Origin of the sequence: Leptospira soteropolitanensis, assembly GCF_026151655.1 — a bacterium.
GTDB classification, from domain to species: Bacteria; Spirochaetota; Leptospiria; order Leptospirales; family Leptospiraceae; genus Leptospira_A; species Leptospira_A soteropolitanensis.
In genome coordinates this window covers 226,004-244,650 of the sequence record NZ_JAMQPN010000001.1, presented here as the reverse complement: position 1 = coordinate 244,650, position 18,647 = coordinate 226,004, and the positions used below count along the sequence as shown (strand labels likewise).

The following is an 18,647-nucleotide window of genomic DNA, read 5'->3' as shown; positions in this document are numbered from 1 at the left end:
TGCCAACTCTTTCTTTGGAAGGAAGAATTTTAAGTCTCCCGTGAAATCAAAAAAGATATCAAAAGAAGCCCTAACAGGAATCATTTTTTTTTCTATTTTGGTCTTTGCTTTTTTCACTACAGTCATTGAGCCGGATCGTCCCGCCAAAAAATATCCGTATCGGTTATCTTTATTTTATTCTCGCATTGATGGAATCAAGGAAGGAACCGAGGTTCGAATTTTAGGAATTCAAAAAGGTTATGTTGCACATATTGATTCTCGACCACTGATGGATGTACCCGATCGCCGATTCCTCGACCATAACATGGATCATGCGATCGAACTACATATTGCATTGGAAGATCCTTTAACTCTTTGGGATAATTATGAAGTGGATTTTCAAACCATCACATTGTTTTCTGAAAGGATCATCAATATCAATCCAGGAAGTTCCGATGGAAAACGTCCTTTTTTTAAACCCACATTTCGTGAGGGTGAAAAAAGTCCTGACTATTTACCGTCTGCTCGTTATTTTGATGATTTTTTCAAAGCCACTTCCGTGACGATGGAAGAAAATCGGGCAGACCTCAGACAAATCACATTGGATTTTCGTTCTATCTCCGATAAATTAAATCAAACAGAAGGCACAATTCCCAAATTAATTGGCAGTACAGAAATGTACGATGAACTTCTTGCTACTGTCAAAGACGCAGAAACGATTGGAAAAGAAGGAAGGCGTTATATGGAAAGTTCCAGGAATTTAGAGAACACCATGCCGATTCCATTTTTGATCACAGCATCGTATTACGGACGTACAACGCCAATTACGGGAAGAAGGATTGGACCACAAGAATAATGAAAGTTGCAATTATACATGATTGGCTCACCGGTATGCGCGGTGGTGAAATCGTACTCGATAGTTTATTAAAAGCATTTCCAGAAGCGGATTTATTTACTCTTTTTTATTCCAAAGGGAAACTAAACGAAAGGATTGAAAATCGAAAGATCACAACGGCATTCACAAACAATCTTCCTTTCAAAGAAAAGTATTATCGTTATTATTTACCAGTTTTCCCCACTGCGATTGAATCATTGGATTTAAAAGGGTATGATGTGGTGATTAGCTCTTCTCACTGTGTGGCCAAAGGAGTCATCCCTCATCCCGATACCTTCCATTTAAGTTATATCCATAGCCCTATGCGGTATGTTTGGGATATGTATTATGATTATTTTCCCGGCAGAAAGGGATTTAAATTTTTTCTTTTACAATCCATTGCCAATTACCTTCGTACTTGGGATGCCGCTTCTTCTAACCGTGTGGATTATTTTACATGTAACTCGCATTTTGTGGGAAGGCGTATCCAAAAGTATTACCGTCGTGATTATAAAATTGTGTATCCACCCTGTTTACCTCAAGACTTCCGAGTACACGATGTTTCCAAAGATGATTATTATCTGATGGTTTCCGCATTTGCTCCTTATAAAAAAATTGACCTAGCCATTGAAGCCTTTCGAGAAAATGGAAAACCTCTGATCCTTGTAGGTGGGGGCCAAGAAGAGGGGAAACTTGTCAAAAACCTTCCCAAAAATATCCTTTGGAAAAAGGGACTCCCGCGCACAGAGGTAATCGAACTCTATAAGAAGGCCCGTGGGTTTATTTTTCCGGGAATGGAAGATTTCGGGATCACTCCTGTCGAATCGCAGGCTTATGCCACTCCCGTCATTGCCTATGGGAAGGGAGGTGCTTTGGAGTCAGTCAAGGAAGACCGAACGGGGGTATTTTTCAAAGAACAGACGGTAAAATCCTTAAACGAGGCCATCCAAAGGGCAGAAAAGATCCATTTCAAACGCGGAGATTTCCAAAATTCCATCAACAGGTTTACAGAAGAAAAATTCGTAAGCGAAATTCGAAAGGTAGTCGATAGACATAAATAGAAATCTCTGAAGGGGGATCTCTTGGTCATTTTACATCGACTCAAAGGTGCGGAATTTGTTCTCAATGCAGATTTGATTGAGACCATCGAAGCAAATCCGGATACGATCATCACTCTTGTGAATGAGAAAAAATTCATTGTACAAGAGCCTGTTGCGGAAGTTGTGGAAAAGGTAATCGCTTACCAAACAAGAATCCACAATCTCCCTCGAGTCACTGAAAGAAGACCTGAGGAAACATAAGAAATGGATATAGCTACAGTCATTGGTTTGGCCCTAGGAGCGGCCTTGATGTTACTTGGGGTTGTCTCGGGGGGGCTTGCACTCACCGACCTTATCGACATTCCCTCGGTGATGATTACATTTGGAGGGGCCGCTGCCGCTACGATCATTTCCTTTCCTTGGACATCTACCATTGGAGTGGGAGCTGTTACTAAAAAAGCCTTCCAAAATCCTCCCTCAGATTTACCTGGACTCATCACGACATTAGTTAGCTTTTCTGAAAAAGCTCGTCGTGAAGGTTTACTTGCCTTAGAAGATGATATCAACGAACTACCAGAAGAATTTTTAAAGAAGGGAATCCAACTCGTAGTGGATGGAACAGATCCCGAACTGGTTCGAAATATTATGGAAACCGAAATTGGGAACACCGCCACAAGGCATGCTTATGGTCGTTCTTGGTGGGATGCTTACGCTGGTTTTGCGCCAGGGTTCGGGATGTTAGGGACCCTTGTGGGTCTTGTGGGGATGTTAAAGAACCTAGGTGGTGGGGATGCGAGTGCCATCGGACAAGGTATGGCGACAGCTCTTATTACGACATTATACGGATCACTTGCACAGAACTTGTTTGCAGCACCGATTGTGAGAAAACTCACCAGACGATCAGAAGATGAACTTGTAATCAAACAAGTGATGGTGGAAGGAACTTTATCGATTCAATCTGGGGACAACCCAAGGATTGTAAAAGAGAAATTGGCGAGTTTCTTAACTCCTGCAGAACGAACTGCACTGAAAGACGACGGAGACTAATATTTAAATCATGGCGTCTAAAAAAGAAAAATGTCCTGAGTGTATCCAAAAAGTTCCCGAGTTCATGGCGACTTACGGGGACATGGTGACACTTCTCCTTTGTTTCTTTATCCTTTTGTATACAACTGGGAAAACAGATGCAAAGGAGATGCAGATCATTTTATCTGCGTTCAAATCCACTACGGGATTTTTCACGGGGGGACAAACGCTATCTAAAGGGTCTTTGGAAGAGATGGGAATGCAAATTGAGTCGCTTCCTTCCCAAGTGGTAGGACGTAACCTTTCTAAATCTAAAAAAGATGCCCAAGAAGTTTTTAAACCAGAAGTAGAAGCAGGAAAAGTTCGAATTTCGGAAAACGAAAGAGGGCTTGTGATTTCTCTTGTGGGTGCTGATTATTTTTATCCTGGATCTGCCATCCTAACGCCTGCCATTCGAGAGACTTTGCGAAAAGCAGCAGGGCTTATCAAAGGACTCGAACGATTTGTCCGAGTGGAAGGGCATAGTGATGACGATGCGGTCAATCCTGTGAGTCGCCCTGGTCGTGAAGAACGTGAATATATTAATAACTGGGATTTGGCGGGAGCAAGAGCAGTGAATGCTACCGTTTTTATGATCAATTCAGAAGAAATTGAACCTAGTTGGTTCCAGGCGGTTAGCTTTGGATCCTATAGACCTCTTGTATTGGAGAATGAAGGCACACCGGAAGCAAAAGCTTTCAATCGAAGGGTAGATATCATTATCCTGACTGAAAAGTCTACCAAACGAGGACCAGGGGAAAGTAAATACGGACTACCTGACACTCGTTTGCCGAATACTGAAACAAATGTAGAAGGAGAATTTTAACATGGGTGACCGTGAAGTAGATGAAGAAGAAGGTGGGTTAGCCGAAGGTAGTACCGCCTCCACAGGGATGTCCCCCATTGTAAAATGGTTATTGTACATTGCTGCGGCCATTTTTGGGATTATCATTGTAACCGTTATATCAATGTTTGTTGCTCAAAAAACGGCAACTAGTGTATTTAAACAACAAAAGAATATCTCTCTTGTGAAAGCTCCCCCTCCTTTGGAAGTTTACACATTTCAGGAGGAATTTAGAGTGAATACTTCTGATGTTGGTGAATCACACTTTGTTAAGTTAAAGATGTCTCTTGGATTTGAATCTGGACAACCAGCACTTTCTGCGGAACTGGCAGCACGTGTGGCTCAAATGCAAAACATCATTAACCTTGTCATTGCACGGAAAACTAAAGACGATTTAAAATCCATTACCAACCAATTGGATTTACGTGAGGAAATCAAAGCCCACTTAAATCATATTTTGACCAATGGAAAAATCAAAGAGGTTTACTTTACCGAGTTCTTGGTAAACTAGGACTATATGTCCGACCAAATCCTCGGTGTGATCCCCGCGAGATTCGCGAGCACAAGATTCCCTGGAAAACCACTGGCCCTCATTGGCACAAAACCAATGATCCAGTGGACCTACCACCATGCTTCCCTTTCTAAATCAATCCACCGTTTGGTGGTGGCAACCGATGACAAAAGAATTCATGATGTGGTTTTGTCTTTCGGTGGAGAGTCCGTACTCACAAGTCCCCATCACCCAACCGGCACGGATCGAATCATTGAAGTTGCAGAAAAATTTCCAAACTACGGAATCATAGTAAACATCCAAGGCGATGAACCAGGGATGGAACCAAACCTCATTGATGGGGTATTGTCATTAAAAACCAAACATAGAAATTGGGAAATGACCACGGCCGCTGTTCCCTTTTCACCTTCTGAAGACCCAAAAGATCCTAACAAAGTAAAGGTGGTCTTTGACAGAAATGCACGTGCCAATTATTTTTCCCGTTCTCCGATCCCCGCTTCTTATAAAGGAGAAGCAAGTTACCACAGGCATTTAGGAATTTATGCTTACGAAAGAGAATTTTTAATGAAATACAATCATTTGCCTGACTCCGATTGGGAAACGGTTGAATCATTAGAACAACTTCGCGCTTTGCAAAATGGATCGACCATTGGAGTTTACCTTTCTGATAAAGCCAACTTGGGAGTAGATTCACCTGCTGATTTAGAAGTGGTGATTCGAGATTTTAAAGAGAAGGGTTTGATTTAGAAATTCCTATGTTCTGTCGCCGGCAATTGGTTACCGGCTTTAGAATGAAGAATTTTCCTTTTTCCAATTTACATTTCAAATTTCCTAGAGACAATTTTTTTTCCATGTAATTTCTTGAATGCGAAAGGAATCAAACTTCTCTTTCGTTATTTCTCATTCCTCGAGAGATATAGTCATACAAAAATTCTCCGGTAATCACACCAGGGATAATCACTTTTTGAGCTCCATCGGCAACCAACTTTTTCGCTTCTCCTGGTTCATCACTTGTTAAAATGATTTTTGCATTTGGTGCCAGTTTGCTAAGAGTGGAGAGCAAACGATTGTTATTTGTTCCTTTTAAAAAAGAATCAGAAATGGTACAAATGACCATCGAAGCATCGTGAAGCCCAATATGCGATAATGAATCGGGGTGGGCAAGGTCTGCATAGGCCCATTGAAAACCTTTGTTTGTGAGTTCGTCTTTGAAGGCTGGATTGTAGTCAGCAATGATGATTCGTTTGATAAGCGAAGGAGATAAGTCTTCCAAGTATTCCACAAAGGCACGAGCGATTCGAAAATAGCCAAGGACAATGATGTCACGTACCATCCCGTCACCATGTCCTCCATGCCCCCCGTGACTTGATTTATCTTCCCCCGATTCTTCTGCTTGGTCAGAGATACCAACACGAGCGAGAATTCTTTCGAACGTTGCAGCAATGTTATGGTTAAACATAATGATATATGTGGAAAGAACCGATGCAATGATGGTTGAAGTTAAAATTACAGCTTGCAGTTTCGGAGTGATGTGTTCGAATCCAGCACCTAACGCCAAAATGACGAGTGAGAATTCTGAAATCTGAGCGAGGTTGAGGGCAGTTAGGAATCCATTTCGAACCCCTTTGTTGAGTTTGATGATCACTGGTGCGATAGTAATCATCCTTACAAATAACATAAGAACGATGATGGCGGTAGATAATCCGATCACTTCTAAACTTGGAAGCGGAACCTTTAGACCAAGTGCCACAAAGAAGAGGGTAACAAAGAAGTCACGAATTCCAATCAGTTTAGAGATAACATCGGCACCATAAGGGAAGGCGGCGATACTCATACCGGCAACGAGTGCACCCATTTCCTTGGAAAGTCCAGCTTCTCCTGCAATCCCACAAACAAGAAAACACCACATAATTGAAGTTAGAAGGATGAGTTCCGGGCTACTGGCACAAGCTTTGTATAACTTGGCTAAAACATAACGGCTGACACTAAAACTAAAAGCAATGAGTAAAACAATGATTCCAACAGAAGTTAGAATTTTTAGAATTTCGGGATTATTTAAGTTGGGTTGGACACCCATAAACAAAATCGCCCAAATGTCCTGGAAAACTAATACTCCAACGGTAAGTTTTCCTGATAGAGTGTTGATCTCCACCTTATCTTGCAATAATTTAACAACGATTAAAGTGGAGCTAAGAGATAGGGCAACTGCAATATAAAGAAGGTCAAACTTTTCTGAACCAATAGAAAGTCCAAAAAAAGGAAACACGGAATATACAAAAGCAACGGATAGTGTGAATTGGAGGATCCCCAAAGTAAACATGGCCTTTCCCATTTTTGCAAGTTCGGCCAAATTGATTTCTAATCCGATGATGAAAAGTAGTAGGATGAGTCCGATTTCGGAAATGAGTTCAATACTAGCTTCGTTCGTTACATATCCAAATCCCATTTCCTTCCCGAGCAGGGCTCCACCAATAATATAACCTAAAATTAACGGTTGTTTGAGTACTCTTGCGATGTGACTTAAGACTGTTGCGAAAATAATACTAAGACCAATGTCTTGTAATAGTGACTCTTCCCCGTGCATAGATACCTTCTTTAGGGAAAAGTTTAGAGATTCATTGAGTTGTGAAAGTCGTTTTTTTTTCTGAACAATAAAACAAACTAAGGAAAAGGCGAAATTTGCAAAACAGAAGCAGTTGCTGCTTGGAAATGGGCAATAGCTACATGATGATCGTACAATGCCTTAATTTCTCGCACCGCGGCTTCGGCACTAGTCTGTTCGCGAATATTCACAAATAGAAGTGTAGAGTCACCGAGTGCAAAACGTTCCCTCTCCATCTCTTCTAACTTTCTTGCAAGTTCGACTTCATTTTGAGTAACACTTACGCGTTTTGCCGAAGCAATCACCTCTGAAATCGCATCTTGCACTTCTGTTTTGATTTTATCTTTGGAGAATTGTAGTTCTTGGTCCAGTTGGGCGATTTTTGCTTCGGCAGCCCCAATCATCCCTCTTGGGCGTTTAGTTTGGATGGGCAAGTTGAGAACAACAGAGGCCTCTAGTTCCGGTTTTGCTCTCGTAACAGAACCTGGTCCAAAGTCTTGGGAACCGGCTACTACCAAGTCTACTTGCGGTTTCAAAGCATTAAAACCCATATCTTGATCGACACGAACTTTATCTCGTTTGAATTCATAGTCTTGTAATTCCGGTCTATATTTCCAAGCAAGTTTGATACTTTTTTCCAATTCGACTTTTTTATAATCGATGGGCTTAGGAAATCCAATCGGTAACCTGTGCGTTGTGGGAAGGATTAAATTTCCATCGGGAGCTCGTAAGAATAAAGACAAATCGATGGCAGCTTTTTGCATCTCTCGTTCTGCAGAAACAAATTGGGATTCTCTTTGTAAAATGGCACGGTCGTTTTCCGTACCTTCCATTTTCGGAATGTCACCTAACTTAATGCGTTCGGAAATTTGATTTTGGCGGTTCTTTGCGATTTCTAACAAGTCTTTGGTGACTAAATATTCTTGGCCACTGGCCACCCATTTCCAGTAACGTTTCGTTGCTTCTTTGATGACTTCGATTTTTAATTTTTGTATGGATAATTCTGCAAGCCTTCGGTCAAGGTCAGCTTTTTTGATATCTGCTCGGTTTTTATCAATCTCACGATTGCGCATCAGGGGAAAGATGGCACCCGCCCGAATCTCTCCATGATCGTTAGTTTCTCTTTTCCCATCATAAACAGGAAAAGTTCCCCGACCAATTCGATAACCTGCAAAAAAAGAAGTTCCCCCTAGCGGAGTTGGTTTTTCAAAAACAGCATCGGCGGCATTGTTTGTATAATAACCAAAAGGTTTTGTGGTTCCCATTGATTTAAATTGCAAGTCAAAGGCACCTTCAGCTGCAAGGTAGTTGTATTCTGCCTCTGATAAAAGTTTTTCTGCTGCAAGAACAAGTGGATAAGATTTTTCAACAGATTTTAAAAGTTCTTCTAAAGTGAGAACTCCTGGTTGTTGGTTGATATAATCCTGAGAATAAATATTTGGGCCATGTAAAGATTCGAAGGGGTCCCGCGTAGGATCTGCTTCCAGTACAAAGGAAAAAAACATACCAAATGGACAAAGGAATGCAAATAGAGATTTTTTTAGTTGTGAGATCATTTGACCTTATCCCCACTTCCAGTTTCATCTAACAGATATTTCATTTCTGGATCATCCATTGGTAGATTTGGTGGAAAATCATTAAACCTTCTCCATAGTTCATAACCGACACTCACACGATTGAGAAAAATCCAACCTTTCGCTCTGACTCCTTGTCTGAGAAAACGACTGGTTGGCCACTTACGATCCTCTCGATCTGGAATGACAAGGACTCGGAAATTTCCTGAGCCATTGTCAGTGATGTCTACCAGTTTGACAATTCCACCAAAAGTTCCTACGGCAGTTTCCGGCCAGCCACTGATTTGTAACACTGGATAACCTTGGAATTGTAAGCGAACCTTTCTTCCCTCACCAACTAACGGAATATCATTGCCTGAGATAAAAAGTTCCACTGCTTTGTCTTCTGCATCGGGTACAAGGATGGCAACCCCGTCTCCTTCTTTGACTTGTTGTGTGTCTGGGTTTACCAAAATTCGCATAATGGTTCCATCCCTCGGTGCAAATATTTCTTGTGTTTCTTGTCTAGATAATCTTGCTTCCAACTTGGGTAGGTCTTCCAATACTCGTGCTACTTCTGATTGTGCTGCTGCCAAGGAAGCCTTGGCATCATTGATGGAAGCTTCCGCATCTTGTGCAACCTTTCCCGTGTCACTGTACAATGCTCGTTCTTCTTTGATGGCTGCATCGTAAGCCGCTTTGGCCCTATCTAATCCTGTTTCTGCATTGGTATGTTCTAGTTCGGCCAACTCTAACGTTCGTTTGGAGGTAAGTCCTTTTTCCCATAATTGTTTTTGGCGATCCAAGTTGAGATTGGCGGTTTTTAAAGCAGCCTTTGCAGCATCTACTGCTTGTTCGCTGGCACGAACTCGATCTTTTGCCATCATCCTTCTTGAGTCTGCAGCATCAACAGCACTTCCACGGGAGGAACGTAAACTAATGATCCTTGAACGAATGTTATCTTCTCTAGATCTTGCTGCCTCTAGTCGTTGTAAAAGTGCGTTTTTTTCCTCCCGAATTCGATTGATAAAGTTGGGATCATTATCGGAGATATCAATGATAGGATCACCTTTTCTGACACGAGTCCCTTCGTGTACATGCCATTTCACAACACGTCCACTGATGGGAGATTCAATGACTTGTTGTCGATCTAAGGGTGCGTAAGCTACAACTCTTCCAAACCCCATAGTAGTTTGTTGCCAAGGTACATAGAGAAGGATAATGACACTTAAGAAAAAAATAAAGGTGAGAATATAGGCGAGACTCTGAGCGGGCAAAGCAGTTTGCACCAGCCGATAGGATGGCAGATTTTTTCTAAGTTTCCATTTTTGAGACATATCAGTTTTCATATTCCAACCTTAAGGATTTGCTTTTAAGGAATGGGAGTCGTTTTCCAATCGTAATATTTGGTCCATTTGCGAAAGGACTGTTGGGGATTTGGAAACAATTAAGAGTGTCCACTCCCTATTTTTTTGCAATAAAACTTTGAGGCATGACGTTAGAAGAGTCGGTGGCAAAAGATCTAAATTTCCATCAATTAACAACAGTTTTGGTTTCCCAATTACCGCTCTGGCAACAGAAATAACAGTCGTTTGGATTGTATCAAAAGGATGCCCAAATGTTAGAAGTGGGGTATGGATTCCATTTGGCAAAGATTGTATGGTTTCCCAAATACCTAGTTCTTCTAAAAGTTTTCTAATTTCGATTAAAGATATTTCTTCTCGTCCCACTCGAATGTTCTCAAGAATACTTCCTTCGAAGATTTCATTGCCTCGAATGAGAAAAGTAACGGAATGAATTTGTTCTTTGGAAACTTCGTGAATATTTTGGTGATCGTATTCCACAATCCCAGATGTTGGTGTTCGCATTCCACAGATCAAATCTAATAAAATATGCGCATCATACGGTGTATTAGAAGAAATTCCAACAGATTTACCAGCTGTTATCTTTAAATCAAATTGATTAAAAATCTTGTGACCATTTGTAAGTGAATAATGGATTCCAGAAAGTTGGACTTGGATAGGACCATTTGGAATCTCAAATTCGACAGTTTTTATGGGGATAGTTGGTAAATGAAATACTGAATTTATTTTGTCAACGGCTGCAATTAAGCTATAAAAACTATCTAATTGTTTACCGAACTTGGATATGTCGCTAAGCACTTTGGCAATCACAAGTTCAGCGGCTACTAATTGACCGATAGTGAGTTGTCTGTGAATTACTAAATAACCACCTAATCCAAGTACAATGGCACTTGCCAACGCTTGGATTCCTACAAGACCAATGATTTGGCGGATATAGTTAAAAAAATATTTTTTCCGTGCATACAAATAATCACGAATGAAGGAATCTGCTTTGTCCAGAGCAAAGTTTGAACCAAATGTCGAATGAAATAAGGCAGAGTGTCTAGATATTTCTTCCAACCAAGCTGCTACCTTGTATTTCTCTTTTGAAATTTTGATATAGTTTTCTGCTGCAGGTTTTCCGAGGCGATAAGTAACCCAATATCCACCAATGAATAAAATAAGAAATGAGAAAACAATGAAAATAGGATGGTAAAAAGAAATTAAAATGAAACCAATGACTGTTGTTAAGATAACGGAAAGTCCATCAACTAACAAGGAGTGAATGGACTTTTGAATTGTCATTGTATCAAAAAAACGATTCACAAGTTCTGGATTGTGGTGTTTGTCTAAGACATCTTGTCGAATTTTTGGAAATTTTACTGCAAATTCAGTAGCAATTCTTACGAATACACGCCTTTGTAAGATTTCCACAACGTAAATTTGGATGGTTTGCATAGCACCCGCAAATCCAAGAAAAAATACAACTAACAATGTTAATATGATAACTGGCTGCAGTAAAACTCCAAATGCTACTATGTTGACAAGTGAAGAGGTAGCAACAGGTACTACTAAAGATAAAATTCCTATACCAATTCCATAAATAAATACAATCCAAACATCTTTTGATTCCATTCGTATCAAATGAGAAATTTGTTTTAAAGCATTCTTTACTGCAGAAAAGGAATTTATTAATTCTTTGTTTGTCGAAAAAGGGAATATAGGTTCTGCTATGATCCAGTCCACAGAATCTTTGTTTGATTTGATTCCCATAAACTTGATTAGTTCTTTTTCTGAATACCATTCTCCTTCGTTATCAAACCCATGAAGTGGTTTCACGAGATAGGCAGAAGTTTGGTAACTAGTGATCGCGTAAAATTCTGCTAAGTTTTGGTCTTCGTTAAATACTCTAAAAACAAATGGTGAATTTTGGGTGATATAAGCTCTTATGTCTTGTAAAGTTTTTTGGACGAGATTGAGTCTGATTTGGTACTGATGGGAAGCGGCAAAAAGAAAGTCATAGAAATTTTGATTAGAAAGTAATTTATATTTACTTCGGAGGGAACGAAATCCGTCTATTATTTGGCTTGGAACAGATTGGATATGTAAGGACTCAGATAAAAAATCCAAAATGGACTTAGCCAAATCCTCATGGGAAGAAAGCCTCTGATCATGGATTTCTTCCTTAGCTTTGAAGAGTTGGTTCTTTAAGTGAAATACGAAAAGACTCAAAAATTTTAACATATGAATAGTAATGCGATCCTTAGACTGCACTTGACAAAACTTTGTTCTAGATTTTCTAATTTCAACAAGAGGTTTCTATGAAAATTTTTAATTCCACTTTGGTACTAATCGCACTCTGTTTATCCTTCGAACTGATCGCACAAGAAAACTGTACGTATGAGTATGACCCCGCCCAAACCTCCCTAGAATGGACAGCGTTCAAATTTGCAGAAAAAACAGGTGTTAAAGGTAAGTTTGATTCTATCAAGGTGATTGGAAAACAAAAGGACAAAACAAAGTTAGGTGCTGTGAAATCGCTTCAGTTTCAAATTGATGTTTCGTCGGTCAATTCTGGAGTACCTGATCGTGATGGAAAAATTAAAAAATTCTTTTTTAGATCAGTGAAAGGGAATGGCAAAATCTCCGGTAATTTTTCTGATATTGCTTCCGGGGACACAGGCACTGCAAAATTGAATTTACGATATGGAAATTCTAAAACCTCAATACCTGTCAATTTTGTTTGGAAAGATGAGATTGTCGAAGTGACTGGGACGGTAGATGTTGTTAGCCTCGGTCTTCAAACTGGATTGAATCAACTGAATGCAGAATGTAACGATTTACACAAAGGATCTGATGGTGTAAGCAAACTTTGGCCGACTGTTGATGTTAAAGTTGTCTCTACTTTAAAGAAAGTTTGTAAATAAAATTTTAATCCAAATCGTTTGAAGAAACTTTCTTGGCGATTTGGATAGGGTGTATTGTATTTCGGCAATTAAGTTTGGTTCATAATCCTTGAGCCTAGCCAATTACTCGGTCTACAACGATATATAAAAATGGAATCACTACAAGAACCAGTATGTATGGACAAGCGGGGCGACTACCGGGTATACTCAATGTAGGTGAACCTTATATGAATACACAAGTAATCTTTGGACTAACGAGCGCAAGCGACAACAGAAACCGCCGGTCAGCTGATTAATAATGGTTCAAGTTCTTCTAAAAAAAAATACTGGAGCTTGCAATCTAAATATGTCTTGTAAAAAGCAATAAAACATTACATTCTTCGTTCATATTTCAGGAAACGGAAGCATTGAATTTACTTTTAGTAGTTTTTGAACATTATCGGAAAAAGAGAAAAGATTTTTCCTTCGACCATTTTAAAATGCAAGTTGATCCTTTTTTCAAGTATTGGATGGTGATTTTTTTGTTTCAGCTGGTTATATTAAGTTACGTGATATCACCAAGCATAATATATTCTTATTTTCTGACTCAAGGGACAACTTTTTTGCAATTTTTTTCCATAACTTCAATAAGAGGGATTATCCGTATTTTTATTGCCTTTGGCTATATATATATATTACCATTTATCTGGACAATGCAGGTAGAAATTATTGAATCTATCCGAAGGAGGATACATGGCTCTTGGTAAATCAAAAACTATCTTATTGATTCTTTTTTTAGTTTTTTAATTTGGCGTGTCTTTCATTTTACTGAACAAAACTTTCAACAATCCCCAAATTGGAAGATTAGAAACACCTATAGAAATCTTAGACTTTGCGGTAGATAACATCAATGCAAAAGTGCCAATGCTGCTAGATGAATCCACTCGCTTAGATTATGAAACTTCCACTACAAATTTAGAGCTAATTTATAATTATACAATGATTTCCGGTGATCCGTTCGAAATTAAAAAAAAGTGGATTAATCTTATGGAACCCACAATAAGAAAGAAAATTTCAACAAATAGTGATTTGAAAATTTTTAGTGACAATGGCATTGTAATTATCTATTCATATTTTGATAACGATGGTCGTGAAATTGCTAAGATAAAAATGAATTAAGCCTGAGCCTCGCCGAAACTATAATCTTGAACAAAATGTTCGCTAAGTTAGACGCTAGTTGCAAATTGGAATGACTTAGGAGACAAAAACCAAACAGAACTTATTGAATTCTTATTCAAAACAAAGACGTTACTCTAAAAATCATTGATTGATCAATCACGAGGGTATAAGGAATCCTTCTCTTATATGTAAGAGATTCTTATGTAAAGAATATAAATCGAAGCAAGTAAAGCCTAAAAGAGAATCTAACTTTCTTAAGCGCTCTTCTTCCAGATATCTGTGGTAAATTTCACCTAACACAGGAGTGGATTCTAATTTACAATTTCCATCTCTTGGTTTGTGAAGAATGGGTGAGGGGACGGGGGTTTGGTGGCGGTTAATTGCAACTCGGATAACCTGAGAACAGGCGAGCGATAAACGCAATACAAATAGTCGGCAATATTTTCTGCGTTTATCTGAAATTCGTATAAATGCATAGTTATCTATTGCTACACATTTGGTTTATAGCTCCATAGGAAATTGATGATGGTATACCATTAACACAGACGTATCTTTTTAGAATTTTCTTAGCTTATCCCAAACCCCCGTGCCAGCGATAGTAGCGGAAATCCTTTCCATAAACTTTATATTTTGATTCACGAATAGATTGGAAAGATTGGAGCGGATAGCGCGGTCGGTATTAGGATCGAATATGATTCACCTAACGGATTCGAGGCGCCCAGAAAATGATCAGTTCATTCTTTTCTAAATCAAGACTTCTCCACTATTGTGGAGGATATTGAGGCTGCTGTTAATTGTAACTCGGATAACGTACGAACTGTCCGGTGATAAATGTATTGCGCATAACCGCCATTTTCTCTGCGTTTATTTGTAGTGTGTATAAAAACTCATCAAACTTGTTGTTAGTGTTACAAATAAAGTTTTCCCATTATGACAATGGGATCCCTTCTCTTTTCAATAACTTTAAAAATTCGGATTCTGAAACTAAAGTCACTCCGAGTTCGGTAGCTTTTTCCAGTTTGGAACCGGCACCGGGACCATACAGTAAGTGAGTGGTTTTCGAAGAAACGCCAGAAACTTTTTTCCCCCCATGTTTGGTGATGAGGTCCATTGCTATATCTCGAGGTTGGAAATTTTCGAAACTCCCTGTCACACACCAACTTTGACCAACAAACGGTTGTATATCGCTTTTTTCTGTTTCGTCTGCTTGGAATTTAAGACCAAGTTTGGTGAGAGTGCTAACGAGTTTTAAGGTTTCTTTGTCTTGTAAGTGAGTGAGTAAGGCTTCAATGGTACGTGGACCAATGCCATGAATGGAGGTTAGTTCTTCTTCTGCATTTTTCGACTTGGAAAGAGTGACAAGTTTTTCCCAAGAGTCAAATCCATTTTCAATAAGGATTTCTGTAACCTTAGGTCCAACTTCGTTTAGCCCAATCGAAGGTAAGGTAAACCGAAAATCTTTTTCTTTAGATTTTTCGATGGCATCAAAAATAATTTTTACCGATTTTTCGCCGAAACCATCTAACTCTAGTATGGCGTCTTTGTATTTATTTAATGTGTATAAATCAGGAATGTCTTTGACCCAACCTTTTTCAAAGAAAATTTGAATTTGTTTTTCGCCGAGCCCTTCGATATTCATTTGTTTTTTGGAACAAAAGAAAATGAGTTGGTTTAATTTGCGTTCTGGACAATTTCGATTGGTGCAGAAAAAATCAACAGAGTCGTCTACCTTTGTTAATTTTGTTTTGCAAGCAGGACATTCTTTTGGTAATACAAAAACGGATTTTGGGGGAACTGTAACTTTTTCGACAGCAGGAATGATCTCTCCGCGTTTGGAGATTAATACTTTTGCACCTATCCCTGCACCTAATTGATCGATATAGTCTTGGTTGTGTAAGGTGGCGTATGTGACAGTAGTGCCTGCGAGCGAGATGGGAATGACTTTTGCTCTCGGTGTGATTTTTCCTGTTCGTCCGATAGCAAAATCGATTTCTTCAATGGTGGTTTCTTTGAGTAAAGCGTCAAACTTGAAGGCACGGGCCCAACGTGGGGACTGGCTTGTTTCACCCAAACTTTCCCGGAGGTTGAGGTCATCTAATTTGATCACTAGGCCATCCACAGGGAATGGCATTTTATCTTTTTTCTTTTTAAATGTTTCTATTTCTTTGATTAAGTTTTTTCCTTTGATGATCGTAGTATCAGGTGCAAGGGGAAACTTTTCTTTTTTTAAAAGAGAAATTACATCTTTATGTTTGTTGATTCCATTTCTGGAAGAAAAAAAATACGCATCATAAACATATATTCTTAACGGACGTTTGGCGACATCAAGTGGATCTTTTTGTTTGATAGATCCCGCAGCCAAGTTCCTTGGATTAGCAAACTTACCGCCATATTCCTCATTGAATTCTTCAAAATCAGTGAAGGTCATAAATATTTCTCCTCGGACCGAAAGGTTCAAGGGTTCAGAAAGTGTTTGCGGTATAGATTCGATGGTTTTGACATTTTCGGTGACAATGTCTCCAATGCCACCAGAACCTCTTGTCACACAATAAGTGAGTTTTCCATTTTCATAATATAACAAGATGGAAGCACCGTCGATTTTCCATTCTAAGGAGTAGAGTTCATCGAGACCTGTTTTTTCTAACCATTCGGAAAGTTCTGTTTCATTGTATGTATTCTCTAATGATAAAACTGGAACTTTGTGTTTGAATTTACTAAATTGTGGAGAGAGATCTGATCCAACTTGTTGGGTAGGAGATGATTCTTTCACCAAATCCGGGTTTGCTTTTTCTAAAGATTGTAATTCTTTGACTAAAAGATCAAACTCTTTGTCCGAAATTTTAGGTGTATTTTTTTTATAGTAGAGATCGTTATGTTTTTGGATCTCTTTGCGAAGTTCGGAAACTCTTTTGGCAGGATTATCTTTCTTAGCCAATCAGTAAACTCCTGCCTGCATATATTGTTCGGGATCTGTTTTTCCTTCCTCGGAAATGAATATTTCATAATGTAAATGTGGGCCGGTTACGTTTCCTGTGGCTCCCACTTCGGCAATTTGTTCGCCAGCTTTGACTTCTTGTCCGGTTCTTACATAAATTCTTGAGCAGTGGCCATATAACGTACTAAAGCCGAAGTCATGTTGGATGATGACATGGTGTCCATATCCAACATTGGAGTAAGTAACTCGAACGACACGTCCCGGTGCAGAAGCATAAATGGGAGTACCGGTTGCATTTGCCATGTCCAAACCATCATGGTATTCCCAATAACCAGTGGTAGGTGACTTTCTCATTCCAAAGGGTGATGTTAAATTATAGGAATACATTGGGTTAAATAGTGGTGTCCTGGATAAAATATCGGATCGTTGGTATAAAAATTGGTAATTTGCTTCCACCAATCGTTGGTATTGATCCATTCTATGTTTAAGTTGACGGAAGTCATAAATTTCGCTTAAATATTTTCGACCGACATCTAATTGTTTGTCTTCTTTTTCTTCTTTTTGAAGCGAATCTATAGCAGAAGTTTCAATCCAATCTTCGGTAGGAATTTTTAAAAGTTCATCGTCTTGTCCATCGATCAAAGTAAAAAGTTCTAACATGTTTTCATTCAGTTTAGAATACTCTTCTTTCATCTCTTCTAATTGGTTTGCATGATTGATATAAGTATCGAAATAAGTTCCGTAAATTTTGGAGAGTTGGTTGATTTGTGTTTGGGTATTACTGGATCGAACTATCCCAAAGATGGCAAGGCTCAAAAGTCCAATCGTTAAGGCCAAAAAAAATAGAATGGTAAAATGAGAAATTTGAAAGTGGAAAGAACTATCATATCCGTGAGGAATGACGAGAATGGTCATCCGTTGATGACCTTTTTCTTTCACCTTATCAATCTGTTTCTTGATTTTCGGATTGTCCTGTGAAAAAACAGACGTAATCTCTTTAATTTTTTTCTTCATGACGAACCGCGCGACCTACATAAATAAGACGCTCCAATTCCTCTCAAGGGTCAAGTGGAAATCCCTATTTCTTGGGTTTGCTTTGATTTTGGGAGTTCTGGTTTTTGTCGCATTGGCAACCAATTTGCGATTTTGGTATGTTTACCAAACCTCAGTTCATTCGAACCAAGTGATGGAAATCCCTGAAGCAGAAGTGGCCATCGTTCCTGGCGCCGCTGTTTATGGAAAAACTCCTTCTCCCATTCTTATGGACCGGCTGGAATGCGGATTGAATTTATATAACGCAGGTCGAGTCAAAAAGATCTTACTTTCAGGGGACAATGGTAAGTCGGATTACAACGAACTTCGACCCATGTTGGAGTATATGTTAAACCACAAAGTAAAACCAGATGATATTTTTGTGGACCATGCTGGATTTCGGACACTGGATACTTTGATTCGCGCCAAGGAAGTCTTTCTTGTAAAAAATGCAATCTTTGTTAGCCAATCATTCTTTTTACCTAGAGCCATATATTTGGGTAAAGAGTTAGATTTAGAGTTATATGGTTATGAATGTAATCTAAGAACTTATAAAAAAGAAACGTATTATTCATTTCGAGAATTTTCGGCAAGAATCCTTGCCTGGTGGGACATCCAGTGGGACACTCCTCCAAAATATTTAGGAAAACCATATCCAATCCAAGGAAGTGGTATATCTACTTGGAAAGGTTCCATACCTGTTTCTTCACCTAAGTAGTATTATTCCTTTTTACTTATTCTAAGTTTCAGAATAGAAGAAGTTTTTTTGTGTCGTATGACTTTTTTTAGCCAGAAGATGGCTACT

At 39.1% G+C, this 18,647-nt stretch carries 16 protein-coding genes; 10 read left to right on the top strand and 6 right to left on the bottom strand.

Annotated elements, in window-relative coordinates:
* The first annotated feature begins 40 nt into the window (after positions 1 to 40).
* The 7 genes from ND811_RS01130 to kdsB are packed head-to-tail and all read left to right on the top strand — an operon-like array spanning position 41 to position 5,060.
* Entirely contained in the window at positions 41 to 835 is a 795-nt protein-coding gene (locus tag ND811_RS01130; RefSeq protein WP_265350751.1) for an MlaD family protein, read from the top strand.
* On the top strand, positions 835 to 1,914 hold the full coding sequence (locus ND811_RS01125) for a glycosyltransferase (protein ID WP_020776274.1): 1,080 nt from the start codon (positions 835 to 837) through the stop codon (positions 1,912 to 1,914). Before ND811_RS01130 ends, ND811_RS01125 begins: the two co-directional genes overlap by 1 nt.
* Positions 1,915 to 1,935: 21 nt before the next feature.
* A complete protein-coding gene (locus ND811_RS01120) occupies positions 1,936 to 2,154 on the top strand; it encodes a flagellar FlbD family protein (RefSeq protein WP_265350752.1) in 219 nt (72 codons plus the stop codon).
* A gap of 3 nt (positions 2,155 to 2,157) precedes the next feature.
* On the top strand, positions 2,158 to 2,940 hold the full coding sequence (locus tag ND811_RS01115) for a motility protein A (RefSeq protein WP_004784282.1): 783 nt from the start codon (positions 2,158 to 2,160) through the stop codon (positions 2,938 to 2,940).
* Positions 2,941 to 2,950: 10 nt separating this feature from the next.
* Positions 2,951 to 3,784 (top strand): flagellar motor protein MotB, encoded by an 834-nt coding sequence (gene motB, locus ND811_RS01110; protein WP_265350753.1) that lies wholly within the window; start codon positions 2,951 to 2,953, stop codon positions 3,782 to 3,784.
* A gap of 1 nt (position 3,785) precedes the next feature.
* Positions 3,786 to 4,313: a flagellar basal body-associated FliL family protein gene (locus ND811_RS01105; RefSeq protein ID WP_004786009.1), complete on the top strand. Its 528-nt coding sequence runs from the start codon at positions 3,786 to 3,788 to the stop codon at positions 4,311 to 4,313.
* A 6-nt stretch (positions 4,314 to 4,319) separates the two neighbouring features.
* The gene (kdsB, locus tag ND811_RS01100) at positions 4,320 to 5,060 is read left to right on the top strand and encodes a 3-deoxy-manno-octulosonate cytidylyltransferase (protein ID WP_265350754.1); all 741 of its coding nucleotides are present in this window, start codon (positions 4,320 to 4,322) and stop codon (positions 5,058 to 5,060) included.
* A 130-nt stretch (positions 5,061 to 5,190) separates the two neighbouring features.
* Here kdsB and ND811_RS01095 read toward each other — a convergent pair whose 3' ends face one another.
* From ND811_RS01095 to ND811_RS01080, 4 genes are all read right to left on the bottom strand, one after another.
* Complete coding sequence (locus ND811_RS01095; protein ID WP_265350755.1) at positions 5,191 to 6,897, bottom strand: cation:proton antiporter; 1,707 nt, start codon at positions 6,895 to 6,897, stop codon at positions 5,191 to 5,193.
* 77 nt (positions 6,898 to 6,974) lie between these two features.
* Positions 6,975 to 8,471, bottom strand: a complete 1,497-nt coding sequence (locus tag ND811_RS01090) for a TolC family protein (RefSeq protein WP_265350756.1) — start codon at positions 8,469 to 8,471, stop codon at positions 6,975 to 6,977.
* On the bottom strand, positions 8,468 to 9,805 hold the full coding sequence (locus tag ND811_RS01085; RefSeq protein ID WP_322113438.1) for an HlyD family secretion protein: 1,338 nt from the start codon (positions 9,803 to 9,805) through the stop codon (positions 8,468 to 8,470). Before ND811_RS01085 ends, ND811_RS01090 begins: the two co-directional genes overlap by 4 nt.
* 21 nt (positions 9,806 to 9,826) lie before the next feature.
* Positions 9,827 to 12,055 (bottom strand): ABC transporter transmembrane domain-containing protein, encoded by a 2,229-nt coding sequence (locus ND811_RS01080; RefSeq protein ID WP_265350758.1) that lies wholly within the window; start codon positions 12,053 to 12,055, stop codon positions 9,827 to 9,829.
* A 77-nt stretch (positions 12,056 to 12,132) separates the two neighbouring features.
* On the opposite strand from ND811_RS01080, the gene ND811_RS01075 reads away from it, so the two are divergent.
* Both ND811_RS01075 and ND811_RS01070 read left to right on the top strand, forming a co-directional pair.
* The gene (locus tag ND811_RS01075) at positions 12,133 to 12,738 is read left to right on the top strand and encodes a YceI family protein (protein WP_265350759.1); all 606 of its coding nucleotides are present in this window, start codon (positions 12,133 to 12,135) and stop codon (positions 12,736 to 12,738) included.
* Between the two features lie 771 nt (positions 12,739 to 13,509).
* The gene (locus ND811_RS01070) at positions 13,510 to 13,875 is read left to right on the top strand and encodes a hypothetical protein (RefSeq protein WP_265350760.1); all 366 of its coding nucleotides are present in this window, start codon (positions 13,510 to 13,512) and stop codon (positions 13,873 to 13,875) included.
* A 928-nt stretch (positions 13,876 to 14,803) separates the two neighbouring features.
* On the opposite strand, the gene ligA is transcribed toward ND811_RS01070, so the two are convergent.
* Both ligA and ND811_RS01060 read right to left on the bottom strand, forming a co-directional pair.
* A complete protein-coding gene (gene ligA / locus ND811_RS01065; RefSeq protein WP_265350761.1) occupies positions 14,804 to 16,810 on the bottom strand; it encodes an NAD-dependent DNA ligase LigA in 2,007 nt (668 codons plus the stop codon).
* Positions 16,811 to 17,824 (bottom strand): M23 family metallopeptidase, encoded by a 1,014-nt coding sequence (locus tag ND811_RS01060; RefSeq protein WP_265350762.1) that lies wholly within the window; start codon positions 17,822 to 17,824, stop codon positions 16,811 to 16,813.
* On the opposite strand from ND811_RS01060, the gene ND811_RS01055 reads away from it, so the two are divergent.
* The gene (locus ND811_RS01055; RefSeq protein WP_265350763.1) at positions 17,823 to 18,560 is read left to right on the top strand and encodes a SanA/YdcF family protein; all 738 of its coding nucleotides are present in this window, start codon (positions 17,823 to 17,825) and stop codon (positions 18,558 to 18,560) included. The two genes, ND811_RS01060 and ND811_RS01055, sit on opposite strands and share 2 nt — an antisense overlap.
* Positions 18,561 to 18,647 lie beyond the last annotated feature (87 nt).

What these genes read in the sequence shown, in the direction of transcription:
- ND811_RS01125 (WP_020776274.1), top strand. Translation starts at nt 835, where the DNA reads ATGAAAGTTGCAATTATACATGATTGGCTCACCGGTATGCGCGGTGGT.
- ND811_RS01115 (WP_004784282.1), top strand. Translation starts at nt 2,158, where the DNA reads ATGGATATAGCTACAGTCATTGGTTTGGCCCTAGGAGCGGCCTTGATG.
- motB (WP_265350753.1), top strand. Translation starts at nt 2,951, where the DNA reads ATGGCGTCTAAAAAAGAAAAATGTCCTGAGTGTATCCAAAAAGTTCCC.
- ND811_RS01105 (WP_004786009.1), top strand. Translation starts at nt 3,786, where the DNA reads ATGGGTGACCGTGAAGTAGATGAAGAAGAAGGTGGGTTAGCCGAAGGT.
- kdsB (WP_265350754.1), top strand. Translation starts at nt 4,320, where the DNA reads ATGTCCGACCAAATCCTCGGTGTGATCCCCGCGAGATTCGCGAGCACA.
- ND811_RS01095 (WP_265350755.1), bottom strand. Translation starts at nt 6,897, where the DNA reads ATGCACGGGGAAGAGTCACTATTACAAGACATTGGTCTTAGTATTATT.
- ND811_RS01090 (WP_265350756.1), bottom strand. Translation starts at nt 8,471, where the DNA reads ATGATCTCACAACTAAAAAAATCTCTATTTGCATTCCTTTGTCCATTT.
- ND811_RS01085 (WP_322113438.1), bottom strand. Translation starts at nt 9,805, where the DNA reads ATGTCTCAAAAATGGAAACTTAGAAAAAATCTGCCATCCTATCGGCTG.
- ND811_RS01080 (WP_265350758.1), bottom strand. Translation starts at nt 12,055, where the DNA reads ATGTTAAAATTTTTGAGTCTTTTCGTATTTCACTTAAAGAACCAACTC.
- ND811_RS01075 (WP_265350759.1), top strand. Translation starts at nt 12,133, where the DNA reads ATGAAAATTTTTAATTCCACTTTGGTACTAATCGCACTCTGTTTATCC.
- ND811_RS01055 (WP_265350763.1), top strand. Translation starts at nt 17,823, where the DNA reads ATGACGAACCGCGCGACCTACATAAATAAGACGCTCCAATTCCTCTCA.
- ND811_RS01060 (WP_265350762.1), bottom strand. Translation starts at nt 17,824, where the DNA reads ATGAAGAAAAAAATTAAAGAGATTACGTCTGTTTTTTCACAGGACAAT.